At 60.3% G+C, this 13,932-nt stretch carries 14 protein-coding genes; 6 read left to right on the top strand and 8 right to left on the bottom strand.

The genetic code is table 11. The features are described 5' to 3' along the window. Positions 1 to 8: 8 nt before the first annotated feature. The 5 genes from ruvB to aspS all read right to left on the bottom strand — a co-directional run bounded on the left by ruvB (position 9) and on the right by aspS (position 5,018). Positions 9 to 1,061, bottom strand: coding sequence for a Holliday junction branch migration DNA helicase RuvB (ruvB, locus tag JWV26_RS16935; protein ID WP_072422769.1), 1,053 nt, complete (start codon positions 1,059 to 1,061; stop codon positions 9 to 11). 13 nt (positions 1,062 to 1,074) lie between these two features. Further along, positions 1,075 to 1,680: a Holliday junction branch migration protein RuvA gene (gene ruvA, locus JWV26_RS16930; protein WP_031306450.1), complete on the bottom strand. Its 606-nt coding sequence runs from the start codon at positions 1,678 to 1,680 to the stop codon at positions 1,075 to 1,077. A 21-nt stretch (positions 1,681 to 1,701) separates the two neighbouring features. Beyond that, a complete protein-coding gene (ruvC, locus tag JWV26_RS16925; protein ID WP_072422771.1) occupies positions 1,702 to 2,226 on the bottom strand; it encodes a crossover junction endodeoxyribonuclease RuvC in 525 nt (174 codons plus the stop codon). Positions 2,227 to 2,388: 162 nt separating this feature from the next. Then, the gene (locus JWV26_RS16920; RefSeq protein WP_079784356.1) at positions 2,389 to 3,138 is read right to left on the bottom strand and encodes a YebC/PmpR family DNA-binding transcriptional regulator; all 750 of its coding nucleotides are present in this window, start codon (positions 3,136 to 3,138) and stop codon (positions 2,389 to 2,391) included. Between the two features lie 104 nt (positions 3,139 to 3,242). Beyond that, entirely contained in the window at positions 3,243 to 5,018 is a 1,776-nt protein-coding gene (gene aspS, locus JWV26_RS16915) for an aspartate--tRNA ligase (RefSeq protein WP_206417384.1), read from the bottom strand. 198 nt (positions 5,019 to 5,216) lie between these two features. Between aspS and JWV26_RS16910 the strand changes: the two genes are divergently transcribed. From JWV26_RS16910 to JWV26_RS24640, 4 genes are all read left to right on the top strand, one after another. Then, a complete protein-coding gene (locus JWV26_RS16910; protein WP_206417383.1) occupies positions 5,217 to 6,335 on the top strand; it encodes an HD domain-containing phosphohydrolase in 1,119 nt (372 codons plus the stop codon). Between the two features lie 198 nt (positions 6,336 to 6,533). Next, complete coding sequence (locus JWV26_RS16905; RefSeq protein WP_072422775.1) at positions 6,534 to 7,004, top strand: Dps family protein; 471 nt, start codon at positions 6,534 to 6,536, stop codon at positions 7,002 to 7,004. A gap of 96 nt (positions 7,005 to 7,100) precedes the next feature. Further along, the gene (locus JWV26_RS16900) at positions 7,101 to 8,168 is read left to right on the top strand and encodes a GGDEF domain-containing protein (protein WP_196456945.1); all 1,068 of its coding nucleotides are present in this window, start codon (positions 7,101 to 7,103) and stop codon (positions 8,166 to 8,168) included. Between the two features lie 171 nt (positions 8,169 to 8,339). After that, positions 8,340 to 8,963 carry a cold shock domain-containing protein membrane protein gene (locus JWV26_RS24640; RefSeq protein WP_420890273.1) on the top strand — a complete coding sequence of 208 codons (624 nt, stop codon included), beginning with the start codon at positions 8,340 to 8,342 and terminating at the stop codon, positions 8,961 to 8,963. Positions 8,964 to 9,005: 42 nt separating this feature from the next. Here JWV26_RS24640 and JWV26_RS16890 read toward each other — a convergent pair whose 3' ends face one another. Both JWV26_RS16890 and JWV26_RS16885 read right to left on the bottom strand, forming a co-directional pair. Then, on the bottom strand, positions 9,006 to 9,212 hold the full coding sequence (locus JWV26_RS16890; protein ID WP_004423461.1) for a SlyX family protein: 207 nt from the start codon (positions 9,210 to 9,212) through the stop codon (positions 9,006 to 9,008). Beyond that, positions 9,209 to 9,640: an HIT family protein gene (locus JWV26_RS16885; RefSeq protein WP_072422779.1), complete on the bottom strand. Its 432-nt coding sequence runs from the start codon at positions 9,638 to 9,640 to the stop codon at positions 9,209 to 9,211. Before JWV26_RS16885 ends, JWV26_RS16890 begins: the two co-directional genes overlap by 4 nt. Before the next feature lie 661 nt (positions 9,641 to 10,301). Between JWV26_RS16885 and JWV26_RS16880 the strand changes: the two genes are divergently transcribed. Next, positions 10,302 to 11,597 carry an OprD family porin gene (locus tag JWV26_RS16880; protein ID WP_079784358.1) on the top strand — a complete coding sequence of 432 codons (1,296 nt, stop codon included), beginning with the start codon at positions 10,302 to 10,304 and terminating at the stop codon, positions 11,595 to 11,597. Between the two features lie 69 nt (positions 11,598 to 11,666). Here JWV26_RS16880 and JWV26_RS16875 read toward each other — a convergent pair whose 3' ends face one another. Beyond that, entirely contained in the window at positions 11,667 to 12,074 is a 408-nt protein-coding gene (locus JWV26_RS16875) for a PaaI family thioesterase (RefSeq protein ID WP_093049077.1), read from the bottom strand. Between the two features lie 129 nt (positions 12,075 to 12,203). Between JWV26_RS16875 and JWV26_RS16870 the strand changes: the two genes are divergently transcribed. Then, entirely contained in the window at positions 12,204 to 13,919 is a 1,716-nt protein-coding gene (locus JWV26_RS16870) for a proline--tRNA ligase (RefSeq protein ID WP_206417382.1), read from the top strand. The last annotated feature ends 13 nt before the right edge of the window (positions 13,920 to 13,932 follow it).

The raw sequence follows: 13,932 nt of genomic DNA, 5'->3' as shown, positions 1-13,932 counted from the left end.
TTTTTTCGTCATTCGTCACCTGCCGCGAAAAGATCGCCAGCGACCTGCTCGCCAGCGCGCTTGGGAATGTTCAGCCCGAAGTGCAGGTAGGCATGGCGAGTGACCACACGCCCGCGCGGCGTGCGCATCATGTACCCCTGCTGAATCAGATACGGCTCGAGCACATCCTCGATGGTATGGCGCTCTTCCCCTATCGCTGCCGCCAGACTGTCGAGCCCTACCGGACCGCCGTCGAACTTCTCGATCATGGCCAGCAGCAAGCGGCGGTCGGAATGATCGAAACCGCGCTCGTCGACATCCAGCAGATTCAACGCCTGATCGGCGGTCAGCTGCGTGATATGGCCGTTACCGCGCACTTCGGCAAAATCGCGCACACGACGCAAAAGGCGGTTGGCAATACGCGGCGTACCACGCGCACGACGGGCAATCTCGTAGGCTCCCTTGGCCTCGATGGGCAAGCCGAGAATCCCGGCTGAGCGCGAGACGATGGTGGCCAGGTCGTCGATACCGTAGAACTCAAGGCGCTGGACGATACCGAAGCGGTCGCGCAGCGGATTGGTCAGCATGCCGGCACGGGTGGTGGCGCCAACCAGGGTGAAGGGTGGCAGATCCAGCTTGATCGAGCGGGCCGCCGGGCCCTCGCCGATCATGATGTCGAGCTGAAAGTCTTCCATGGCCGGATAAAGGACTTCCTCAACTACCGGCGAAAGACGGTGAATTTCGTCGATGAACAGTACATCGCCGCTTTCCAGGTTGGTCAGCAGCGCAGCCAGATCACCCGGTCGCTCAAGCACCGGGCCGGAAGTGCTCTTGATCGAGCTGCCCATTTCCTCGGCGATGATATTGGCCAGGGTGGTCTTGCCCAGGCCCGGCGGGCCGAAGATCAGCGTATGGTCGAGTGCTTCCACCCTACCCCGCGCAGCCTGGATGAACAGTGCCATCTGTTCGCGCACGACGGGCTGACCGATGTAGTCGGCCAGACGCAGCGGACGAATGGCTCTGTCCTGCTGCTCTTCGCGCTCACGGGGGCTGGCGGTAATCAGGCGATCGGCTTCGATCATCAATAAGGTTCCACTAAACCATGCCGCGCAGCGCGCGTCGGATCAAATCTTCACTGCTCATACCATCTTCCTTGACGGCGGCAACTGCTCGGCTGGCCTCCTGCGGCTTGTAGCCAAGGGATATCAGGGCACTGACGGCATCATTCTCCGCGCTTGAGACTGCCTGAGCCAGTTGAGGTTCCACCACCAACGGCGCAATGGACGGTATCGACTCCCAGGCCTTGAAACGATCCTTGAGCTCGACCAGCAGACGCTCGGCGGTTTTCTTGCCCACTCCAGGTACCTTGACCAGCGCCGCCGTGTCCTGGGCCTGCACGCAGCGCACCAGCTCATCGACCTCGAGCCCAGACATCAGCGCCAACGCCAGCTTGGGACCGACGCCATTGAGACGAATCAGCTCGCGAAACAGCTCACGCTCGCGCTTTTCGAAGAAGCCATACAACAAATGCGCATCTTCACGCACCACCAGGTGAGCGTGCAGGGTCAGCGGTTCGCCCACCGCAGGCAGACGATAAAGGGTCGTCATCGGTACTTCCAGCTCATAACCGACGCCATTCACATCCAGAAGCAAATGCGGCGGCTGCTTCTCCGCCAGAGTGCCGCGCAAACGTCCGATCACCAGTGTTTTCCTTTAATCCGATTACAAACGAAGACGGCCGCCACGCCGCTTGGCGCCAGCAAGCCCGTGGGGAATGAGACTCTGTCGGTGATGGGCGTGGCACAGGGCGATGCCCAGGGCATCGGAGGCGTCGATCTGCGGCTTCTGCACCAGCTTGAGCAGATGCATGACCATCATTTGCACCTGCTGCTTGTCCGCCGCACCGGTGCCAACCACGGCCTGCTTGACCTGGGTCGCGGTGTATTCGCTGATTTCCAGCCCCGCCTCCACCGCTGCGACGATAGCGGCGCCACGCGCCTGCCCCAGCTTGAGCGCCGAGTCGGCATTGCGCGCCATGAACACCTGCTCGATACCCATGGTCACCGGACCATGGGTGCGAATCACCTCGCTGACGCCGCGAAAGACGATTTGCAGACGTTCGGCCAATGGCCCGTTACCCGTGCGAATGCAGCCTGACGCCACGTACTCGCAACCACGCCCGGTATCGCGCACCACGCCATAGCCGGTAATGCGCGAACCCGGGTCGATGCCTAGAATCAGGGTCATATCAGCAACTGTCTATTTATCCAGTTGGCGAGTATACGGGGCTCCTCATACGCCGTCACTCGTGACGCACCTGAGGAAGCAGAGAAAACCGTAGAAGGGCGTAGGGTGGGCTAAAGCGGATCGCCGTCCGGCCCACCCTACGCATCCGGGCGACAAGCTGCTTCAGCCAAGCTGTTCCATGATCTCGTCGGCGACTTCGGCGTTGTGGTAGACGTTCTGCACGTCATCCAGGTCTTCGAGCATGTCGATCAGCTTGAAGACCTTCTGCGCAGTTTCCAGATCGGCAATCGGCGCACTGATCGAGGGGATCATGGCGATTTCCGCTTCCTCGGCTTTGAAACCAGCGGCGCTAAGTGCTTCGTTGACGGCATGGAACTCGGTGAAGCTGGTCGACACCAGGCCCGAACCGTCCTCGCCCATTTCCACATCGTCGGCACCGGCCTCCAGAGCCGCTTCCATCAGGGCATCTTCATCGACACCCGGCGCAAAGCTGATCTGCCCCTTGCGGTCGAACATGTAGGCGACCGAGCCGTCGGTGCCGAGGTTGCCGCCGCATTTGGTGAAGGCATGGCGTACTTCGGCGGCGGTGCGATTGCGGTTATCGGTCATCACCTCGACGATGATCGCCACGCCGCTCGGTGCATAACCTTCGTAGCTGAACTCGACAACATTGTCGGCTTCGTTGTTGCCGGCACCACGGGCAATGGCGCGGTCGATCACGTCACGCGACATGTTGTTGGTCAGCGCCTTGTCCACCGCCAGACGCAGACGCGGGTTGTCCGCCGGGATCGGACCGCCGTGCTTGGCGGCGACCGTCAGTTCACGAATCAGCTTGGTGAAGATCTTGCCGCGCTTGGCGTCCTGACGCCCCTTGCGGTGCTTGATGTTGGCCCATTTGGAATGACCAGCCATAACTCACTCCATCTATAAGGTTTCACAATTGCCGGGGCGTAAGCACTTGAGTCTCTCCACCCCATAACGAAGAAGCCTGGGATCACCAGGCTTCTTTTGCAGGCTTATTCGGCCTTGGCTTGCTCGCGCAGGCGGATGTGCAGCTCGCGCAGCGACTTGTTGTCGACGACGCCCGGCGCCTGAGTCATGACGCAGGCTGCGCTCTGGGTTTTCGGGAAGGCGATCACTTCGCGGATCGAGCTGGCACCGGTCATCAACATCACCAGGCGATCCAGGCCGAAGGCCAGGCCGCCATGGGGCGGTGCACCGTACTTGAGCGCATCGAGCAGGAAGCCGAACTTCTCCTGCTGCTCTTCTTCGCTGATGCCGAGCACGCGGAACACGGTCTGCTGCATGGCCTTGTCATGAATACGGATGGAGCCGCCACCCAGTTCGGTACCGTTGAGCACCATGTCGTAGGCGCGCGACAGCGCGGCAGACGGGTTGGCCTCCAGTTCCTCGGGGCTGCAGCTCGGCGAGGTGAACGGGTGGTGCATGGCGGTCAGGCTGCCATCGTCGTTTTCCTCGAACATCGGGAAATCAACGACCCACAGCGGCGCCCACTCGCAGGTCAGCAGGTTGAGGTCATGACCCAGCTTGATGCGCAGCGCGCCCAGGGCCTCGCTGACGATCTTGGCCTTGTCGGCACCGAAGAACACGATATCGCCATCGACAGCGCCCACGCGGTCGAGGATGACATTGATGTTGTCCAGCGGGATGTTCTTGACGATCGGCGACTGCAAACCGTCAACGCCGGCAGCACGCTCGTTGACCTTGATATAGGCCAGGCCCTTGGCGCCGTAGATGCCGACGAACTTGGTGTAGTCGTCGATCTGCTTGCGCGGCATGCTCGCACCGCCCGGTACGCGCAGCGCGGTAACGCGGCATTTCGGGTCGTTGGCCGGGCCGGCGAAGACCTTGAATTCGACGTCCTTGAGCTGGTCTTCCACATCGACCAGTTCCAGCGGAATACGCAGGTCCGGCTTGTCCGAGCCGAAGCGGCGCATGGCTTCGGCCAGGGTCATGTGCGGCAGCTCGCCGAACTCGACATCGAGCACTTCCTTGAACAGGTTGCGCACCATGGTCTCGGTGATGTCCATGATGTCTTTTTCGTCGAGGAAGCTGGTCTCGATGTCGATCTGGGTGAATTCCGGCTGGCGGTCGGCGCGCAGGTCCTCGTCGCGGAAGCACTTGGCGATCTGGTAGTAGCGGTCGAAGCCGGCCACCATCAGCAGTTGCTTGAACAGCTGCGGCGACTGCGGCAGGGCGAAGAAGCTGCCGGCGTGGGTGCGGCTCGGCACCAGATAGTCGCGCGCGCCTTCCGGAGTGGCGCGAGTCAGGATCGGCGTTTCGACGTCGAGGAAACCGTTGTCATCAAGGTAGCGACGGATGCTCGAGGTAATGCGCGAACGCAGCTTGAGCTTCTCGGCCATTTCCGGGCGGCGCAGATCGATGAAGCGATAGCGCAGGCGGGTTTCCTCGCCAACGTCGGTGTATTCATTGAGCGGGAACGGTGGGGTTTCCGCTTCGTTGAGCACTTCCAGTTCATAGCCCAGCACTTCGATGGCACCGGACGCCATGTTCGGGTTGACCGCACCAGCCGGACGCAGGCGAACCTTGCCGGTGATCTTCACCACGTATTCGCTGCGCACGCGGTCGGCCTTGGCGAAGGTCTCGGCACGATCAGGATCGAATACCACCTGAGCCAGACCTTCACGATCACGGATATCGAGGAAGATCACCCCGCCATGGTCACGGCGACGGTGTACCCAGCCGCAAAGGGTGATTTCCTGGCCATCCAGGCTCTCGTTCAACTGGCCGCAATAGTGGCTGCGCATCATGATCGTGTTTCGCTTCTCTAAGGTCTTGGATAGGTCAGGCAGCCCCCAACGCCCTGGGTAGGAGCTACACCGCGGCGAACGTCCAACCCTACGCCGCGCTTCGATAAAGAGCGGGATTATATAGCGTAAATCGTCATGACGCAGCCGCTCGGCAGATGCCTTCTATAATGAACAGCGCCTCCTGCCTGGAGAATGACCATGGCCCAAGCCCATCGCAGCGACCTGTCCAGCGATCTGCTGGAAGACTTCCGCCTCGACGCAGCCGAGCAGTTTCCCCGCTGCGAGCAACTGCTGATCGAACTGGAACGAGCACCAAAGAGCTCGGAACGGCTGCGCGAGCTGTTTCGCCTGATCCATACGCTCAAGGGCAATCTGGGTTACGTCGAGCTCAACGAGCTGATGCCGCTGCCACAAGCCATGGAGGACGTACTCGATGCCCTGCGCTCGGGACACCTGACCTTCGACAGCCTGCTCGGAGACATACTGCTGCTCAGCCTCGACCATCTGCGTGCCCAGGTCGCTCAGGCGCTGGACGGCGCCGACACAGCCCCGGATAGCCCACAGGTCAGCCAGCTGTGCAGCGCGCTGCAGGCGCTGGCCATGACGCCGAATGAGCGACAGACCGAGGTACGTCTCGAGCTGCTGCAGCAGATAGACCCCAACACTCGCCTGCAGCTCACCGAAGAAGCGCAACCTAGCCGCATCGAAGCGCTGCTGGCACGCCACGCGATCGTGATCCAACCCGACCTGCAGTTCTTTTGCGCGCTGGCCGAGGCTGCCGAACAGCGCTCCCCCTACTGGCGAGGCCGCAACCTGCGCCTGCTGGAACTGGCACTGAGTATCAATGCAGCGGGCGGATACGCCGAACAGCCGCAGCAACTGGCGGCCGCAGTCTGCCTGCATGACATCGGCATGGCCTTCCTGCCGCTGGAGCTTCTGCACAAGCAAAGCCATTTCAGCCGCGAAGAACGTCGCATGATGCAAGGCCATCCGCGCCTGGCCAGCGACCTGCTCAAACGCATGCCAGACTGGTCGGTGGCCATGGAGATCATCATGCAGCACCAGGAACATGCCGATGGTTCTGGCTACCCCAAAGGCCTGCGTGAACGGGAGATAGCCCCAGGCGCACTGATCCTGCATATCGTCGATGCATTTGACGCGAGGACCCATGAACGCGCGCATCAGACGTTGAGCAAACGCCCATTGCTACGCGCCATTCTCGAAATCAACAACCTTGCCGGACAGCAATTCAGCGCCCATTGGGTGGAGGTATTCAATCGCACCCTGCAGCAGAAGCCGGGGCTGGCGCACGACTGATCGGGCATTGCGCCACGCACAGGGCTGACGCCGCGCCAGGGCCGAGATTTATTGGCCGCAAATGAACCGTCCGCTATCAATAGCCTCTAAACATCGCTTTCATTGATATAAGCCAAGATCATCACGAAGCCCTGCGTGTTAGGCTCTCACCAACACTGCGGGATAGACACCCCGGGCTCACCTGAAAGGAGAAAAACCATGGAAATCAATATCGGAATCGCCGAACAGGATCGCGCCGCCATCGCCGAAGGCCTCTCGCGCCTGCTGGCTGACACCTACACCCTGTACCTGAAGACCCATAACTTCCACTGGAACGTCACCGGTCCGATGTTCAACACTCTGCACCTGATGTTCGAAGGCCAGTACACCGAGCTGGCGCTGGCGGTTGACGCAATCGCCGAACGAATCCGTGCACTGGGCTTCCCGGCGCCAGGCACCTACGCCGCCTACGCCCGCCTGTCCTCGATCAAGGAAGAGGAAGGCGTACCCAGTGCCGACGAAATGATCAAACTACTGGTGCAAGGCCAAGAGGCTGTCGTACGCACTGCGCGCGGTATTTTCCCGCTGCTGGACAAGGTCAGCGACGAGCCGACTGCCGACCTGTTGACCCAGCGCATGCAGGTGCACGAGAAAACCGCCTGGATGCTGCGCAGCCTGCTCGCTGCTTGAGACGCTCAGAGGCCCGGTGATCCGGGCCTTTTCATTAGGCATGCAGCCTCGCCCTGATCTATGCTCTGGCCATTCGCCATTGAGTTTCCGACATCCATGAGTCAGCCAGCCAAACCGCCCAGCATCATCGACCTGTATCCGGAAGAAACCCGCGAGGCGGCCGAGCTCCTGAAGCAAGCCGTGCCACTGATGATGCGCCACGATATCCCGCCGAACCCGGTACATTATGCACTCTGGTACACCTACAGCAGAGGCAGTGAACCAGAGCTCAACCGCCGCCTGGACAAGGTGGTCGAGGACTTCGACGTGTTCCCGCCGGAAACCGCCAGCCGGCTGTTTCGCGATTACATCATCCGCGGCGAGCTGGAGGAAGCTCGCGCCGGCCAACAGCAGGTAATCGAGCTGGTCGATGATATCGAAGGCGACGTCTCACGCAGCGTGATTGGCGGCCAGCACTACCAGCAGAGCCTGAGCCAGGGTCTCAGCGCACTGCAGGAACCCATCATCGACGATCTACCCAGCGTGCTCAGCGACCTGCAGGAAAGCACCCAGCTGATGCAGGATCAGCAGGAAAAATTCCTCTATCGTCTGCGCGCCGCGCAGCAAGAGATCACGCATCTGCGCAGCCAGCTGGAACGCGCGCATCTGGCAGCAACGCTCGACAGCCTGACCCGCGTATTCAATCGCCATGCCTTTACCCGCCTGCTGGAGCGAGCCCTGAACGAATCACAGCAGGGCCTGGCGCTGGTGATTCTGGATATCGACCACTTCAAGCAGTTCAACGATCAATACGGCCATCCACTGGGTGACCGCGTACTGCAACACGTCGGGCAACTATTGCGTGACCTGCTGCCACCGGAGGCCTTTGCTGCGCGCTACGGCGGCGAAGAGTTCTGTGTGGTACTGCGTAACTGCACCAACCTCAACGGAGTCCTCGATTTCGCCGAACAACTGCGCCACAAGATCCAGTCATTGAGGGTCAAGGTAAGGCGCACGGACCAGATTCTGGACAGCATTACCGCATCCTTCGGCTGCGCCATGGCTGAAGAAGGCGACACATTCGAATCTCTGCTCACGCGGGCCGATGACGCGCTTTATCAAGCCAAACGCGCCGGGCGCAATCAGGTCCACCCGATTACCAGCGAAACGATGCTAAGCGCTTGATTTGAGAAGCCCCCGCCTTTGCTGTTAAATAGCCTTGCACGCCGCATTACCGCTCTGCGGCGTCGCCAACCCTGTATACCGGCGCGCGTCGTTGCCGTTCGACTGGCAACCTTGAAGCACGCTCTCTCCGCAATACCTTGAGTCATCATTCAATCAGTGAGTTCATCGAAGATGTTGAAGATTGCCCATCTCGTGACAGGGTTTGCCGCCCTGCTGCTGTCTGCCGTCCCCGGTTTTTCCACTTCGCTCCTGACCACCTCGGATGCCATTTATCTGGCCCTGATCGGCCTGCTCAACCTGCTTGCCGCAGCGCAACAACAGAACGTTCACGCCGCGCGGCAACAACTGCAGGGGCTGTCATCGGCACTATTGATACTGGCTGCCGTGGTACAGAGCCTGATCCTGCTTGCCCCGCTGCCCAGCATCGGTAGCCAACCCGCCATCTGGTTACCGCTTCTGGCCTTGGTCGTTGCCGTGGCGCTGAGCCTCGCAGCACAGCTGGGCACGCAGCCGCGCAGCGCAGACCGACGCCCGCCCGTGCAACAAGCCAGCGCCAGCACCAGCGTGACTCCAGATGATCGCGAGACTGGTACGGTCAAGTGGTTCAATACGTCCAAGGGGTTCGGCTTCATTTCCCGCGACTCGGGTGACGATATCTTCGTGCACTTTCGCGCCATTCGCGGCGAGGGCCACCGCGTACTGATCGAAGGCCAACGCGTGGAGTTCTCGGTCATGCAGCGTGACAAAGGCCTGCAGGCGGAAGACGTGATTGCAGCAGCCCCTTCGCGGCGCTGAGCAGCACGCAAAGAAAAGCCCGGGAAACCGGGCTTTTTCATATCAGTAATGAGGTGGCGGCGCTTCGTCTTCGGCAATACCCGCCTGACCGCTCAACTCCTCCTGGCGCCGCGCCAGAACCGTCAGTTGCAGTTGCATCCGCTCGATGCGTCTGTTCTGCTCGACCAACTCATCGCTGAGCGCCTGAATGGTGTCATCCTGAAAAGCCAGGCGGCTTTCCAACTCCATGATCCGCGACTCGAGGCTCATGCTGGCTCTCCGGCAAACTGAAAATCCTCGGTCAGCACCAGGCGCAGCTTGTCGATGACCTGTCCCACCTGCTGCCCTGCGTAAGGCTGCGCCGGATGCCGCCCCCAGACCGGTGCGGGCCAAGCGACATCGTCACGCCGGCGCACGATCACATGCATATGCAGCTGACTGACCACATTGCCGAGCGTGGCCACGTTCATCTTGTCGGCGGCAAAAGTGTCCTTGAGGATCTCTGCCAGCAACGTGGTTTCCTGCCACAGTTGACGCTGATCGTCAGCGTCGAGCTGGAACAACTCGCTGACCTCCTCACGCCGAGGCACGAGGATGAACCAGGGGTAGTTGGAGTCATTCATCAGCAGCAAACGACACAGGGGAAAATCCCCGACCAGCAGGCAGTCCTGCTGCAGACGCGAATCCAGAGCGAACATGACGGCTCTCCTCCTTATAAAGGGATCAATCAAGCGTAGCCCCCAGCAAGGGCCAAACGATGGCGCGCAGCATACGCTGGCTCAGTCGAGACTTCATCCGGCGGCTACGCACCAACGCAAGGCAGCCCGGACGCACACGCACCGCAGACGTGCACCATTTTGTTTCTTCCCGTAATAGACAGTGCCAGACGTTACCGGAGCAGCGATATGAACGCAGGCGATATCGCCTGCCGCTGGCCAGACGCGAAGAACTGACATCGCTCAGGCAAACCCGCGCCAGACGTGGGATCAGCGTCGCTACTCGACGCATCGCATGCCAGAAAATCAAGGTTTTAGCGGTGCATCCAGGTTTTGAGCACGACTTTTGCTATCTGTGAAAGCAATGCTCGGCGAGCCGTGCAGTCGATCAATAACAGTGGCCCCAGGCACCTCAGAGCCGCGAAAGCGTTGGCATAACGAAACGCAAGGACAGAGCTACAGATTTGCGACATTCCTCCTAATGCGATGCGACACCAGCATGAACGAAGTCGTAATGAATAGACTGCAACTATCGCCAATATTGGCTGCGTGCTATAAGTTAGCGCCGACACAAAAAGAAAGAGCCGCCCATATAACAAAACAGTGGGCAGCGCAACTCTTCTAAACCAAAGGAGCAATCACGATGCAAGTGATGAAGTGGAGCGTAATCGCCCTGGCAGTAGCCGCGGGCACCAGCCAACTGGCTTTCGCCAGCGCGCAGTCCGAGTCCAACGGCTTTGTCGAAGACAGCAGCCTGAACGTTCTGAGCCGCAACCTGTACTTCTACCGCGACTTCCGCAACGCAGGCCCAGACCTCAACGATGATCCTCAAGAGTGGGGTCAAGGTTTCATCGCTACCTACGAGTCCGGCTTTACCCAGGGCACCATCGGCTTCGGCGTTGACGCCATCGGCCTGCTGGGCATCAAGCTCGACAGTGGCAAGGGCCGCGCCGGTTCCGGCTTGTTCCCCACCGGCAGCGACGGTCGCTCGCAGGATGATTACTCCGAAGCGGGTGGTGCAGTAAAACTGCGCCTTTCCAATACCGTGCTGAAATACGGCGATCAGTTCACCGCTCTTCCGGTTCTGAGCACTGACGACAGCCGCCTGCTGCCTGAAGTAGCTGAAGGCTTCCTGGTCACCAGCAATGAAATCGAAGGTCTTGAGCTGCATGCAGGCCGCTTCACCGCCATCAACGCACAGGCCCAGACCTATCACGACAGCCTCGGCCTGAAAGGTGCCGACGTATTTGGCGGCAGCTATAGCTTCACCGATGATCTGTCGGCTGCGCTGTACTACTCCGACGTGGAAGACTCGTTCAAGAAGTACTACGGCAACCTCAACTACACCTTCGGTATCAGCGAAGATCAGTCCCTGAACTTCGACTTCAACATCTACAAGACCGATTACGATAAAGAGTACACCAACACCGGCAAGAGCGAAGACAACACTATCTGGAGTCTCGCAGCAGCCTATAACCTGGGTGCTCACACTGTGACTGCTGCTTATCAGAAGTCCCATGGTGGCTACACCTTTATCAACGACGATGGCGACGCCGAAACCCGTGGCTACGACTACGGCGTTGACGGCGGCGGCACTGTGTGGCTGGCCAACTCCGTACAGCGTTCGGACTTCAACAGCAAAGATGAGAAGTCCTGGCAGCTGCGTTACGATCTGGACTTCGCTGACTTCGGCGTCCCCGGTTTGAAGTTCATGGCGCGCTATATCAGTGGTTCGGGTGCTGATACTGGCACTACCAACAACGGTAAAGAGTGGGAGCGCGACATTCAGGTTGGCTATACCGTTCAGAACGGTCCGGCCAAAGACCTCAACATGCGCGTTCGTCAAGCCACCTATCGCAGCGGCGACGGTGTCTACTACGGTTCTCCGTCGATCGACGAAGTTCGCGTAATCCTCGAGTACCCGCTGAGCATCCTGTAATTTCAGGACTCTGTTAGCGCTCGAATAAGAAAGGCCCGGGAAACCGGGCCTTTTCTTTTTATTCAAGATTTACAATGGGAGAGCATAAGTACCCGTCACATGCGCCACCAACTCATTCTCATTCCCAGCCGAATATAACGAAACCTCGCAAACTGCCTGACGCCGACTCAAGCGTAATATGCGCGCCTCGGCCAACAAGTCCACCGGCTGGGGTTTGACCAGAAAGTTGATGTTGAGATTGGACGTCACCGCCATTTCCACTCGGCCTAGACGCCCTAGCACCACGGCATACATCGCCGCATCCCCCAGCGCCATGATGGTCGGGCCAGAGAGGGTGCCGCCCGGACGCACCAATTTGGCGTGAAAAGGCACACGCGCCAACACACCGTCTTCATCGAGGCGGTCGATCCGCAGATCGATATCCTCGGCCATCGGTAGCCCAGCTCGAATCAGGCTCTGAACCTCAAGCGCAGTCAATCCCACTCTTTAATCCTCCCGGCACGTGCAGCAGCACTTTCGCGCCTGCACCCGTCCTGTACGCCACTGTATAGGCACCGTACAATGCCGGCCTATTCCAAGCCCTAGCAACCGACAGAACGGCCAAACATGCGTACCAGTCAGTTCCTGCTCTCGACCCTGAAAGAAACCCCTTCCGATGCCGTGGTGATCAGCCACCAGCTGATGCTGCGTGCCGGCATGATCCGCAAGCTGGCCTCTGGCCTGTACACCTGGCTGCCGATGGGCCTGCGCGTACTGCGCAAGGTCGAGACCGTGGTGCGCGAGGAAATGAACGCCGCTGGTGCGCTGGAGGTGCTGATGCCAGCCATTCAGCCGGCCGAGCTGTGGCAGGAGTCCGGTCGCTGGGTGCAATACGGCCCCGAGCTGCTGCGGGTCAAGGACCGTCATGATCGCGAATTCTGCGTCGGCCCGACTCATGAAGAAGTGATCACCGACCTGGCCCGCAACGAGCTGAACAGCTACAAGCAGCTGCCGATCAACATGTATCAGATCCAGACCAAGTTCCGTGACGAGATCCGTCCGCGCTTCGGTCTGATGCGTGGCCGCGAGTTCATCATGAAGGACGCCTATTCCTTCCATGCCGACCAGGCTTCCCTGCAGGAAACCTATGACCGCATGCACCAGGCCTACTGCAACGTGTTCAGCCGCCTGGGCCTCAACTTCCGCCCGGTACAGGCCGACACCGGCTCCATCGGCGGCACCGGCTCGCATGAGTTCCACGTACTGGCCGATTCCGGTGAAGACGATATCGCCTTCAGCAATGTCTCCGACTACGCCGCCAATATCGAGAAAGCAGAAGCCATCCCGCGCGAGAAAGAGCGCGGCGCTGCGACCGAAGCAATGCGTCTGGTCGATACCCCTGATACCAAGACCATCGACGCGCTGGTGCAGGGTTTTGGCCTGGCCATCGAGAAGACCATCAAGACCCTGGTGGTGCACGCTGCCGAGGAAGGCAAGCTGATCGCCCTGATCGTCCGCGGCGACCACGAGCTGAACGAGATCAAGGCGGCCAACCTGGAGCTGGTGGCAAGCCCGCTGCAGATGGCCAATGAAGCCGAGATTCGCGCTGCCATCGGCGCCGGCCCCGGCTCACTGGGCCCGGTCAACCTGCCGATCCCCTGCATCATCGACCGCAGTGTGGCGCTGATGAGCGATTTCGCGGCCGGAGCCAACATCGAAGACAAGCACTACTTCGGCGTAAACTGGGAGCGCGACCTGCCGCTGCCAGAGGTTGCCGACCTGCGCAATGTCGTCGCCGGCGACCCCAGCCCGGATGGCCAGGGCACCCTGGAAATCAAACGCGGCATCGAAGTCGGCCACATCTTCCAGCTCGGCACCAAGTACAGCGAGGCGATGAACTGCCAGGTGCTCGGTGAGAATGGCAAGCCGGTCACCCTGACCATGGGCTGCTACGGCATTGGCGTATCGCGCGTGGTGGCTGCTGCCATCGAGCAGAACTTCGACGAGCGCGGCATCCGCTGGAACGACGCCCTGGCACCGTTCCAGATCGCCCTGGTACCGCTGCGCTACGAAACCGAGCAGGTGCGCGAGGCCACCGACAAGCTGTATGCCGAGCTGACCGCCGCAGGTTACGAAGTACTGCTGGATGATCGTGACAAGAAAACCAGCCCCGGCATCAAGTTCGCTGACATGGAGCTGATCGGCATTCCGCACCGCGTGGTGGTCAGCGACCGCGGCCTGGCCGAGGGTAACCTCGAGTACAAGAGCCGTGCCGAGACCGAAGCCCAGGCCGTGCCATTGGCCGAGATCCTGCCCTTCCTGCAAGCCCGTATCAGCCGCTGACCGCGCCCTACCG

Source organism: Ectopseudomonas toyotomiensis (genome assembly GCF_017167985.1).
Classification (GTDB): domain Bacteria; phylum Pseudomonadota; class Gammaproteobacteria; order Pseudomonadales; family Pseudomonadaceae; genus Aquipseudomonas; species Aquipseudomonas toyotomiensis.
The sequence above is the reverse complement of the archived record's forward strand: the minus strand, read 5'-3'. Positions and strand labels throughout refer to the sequence as shown.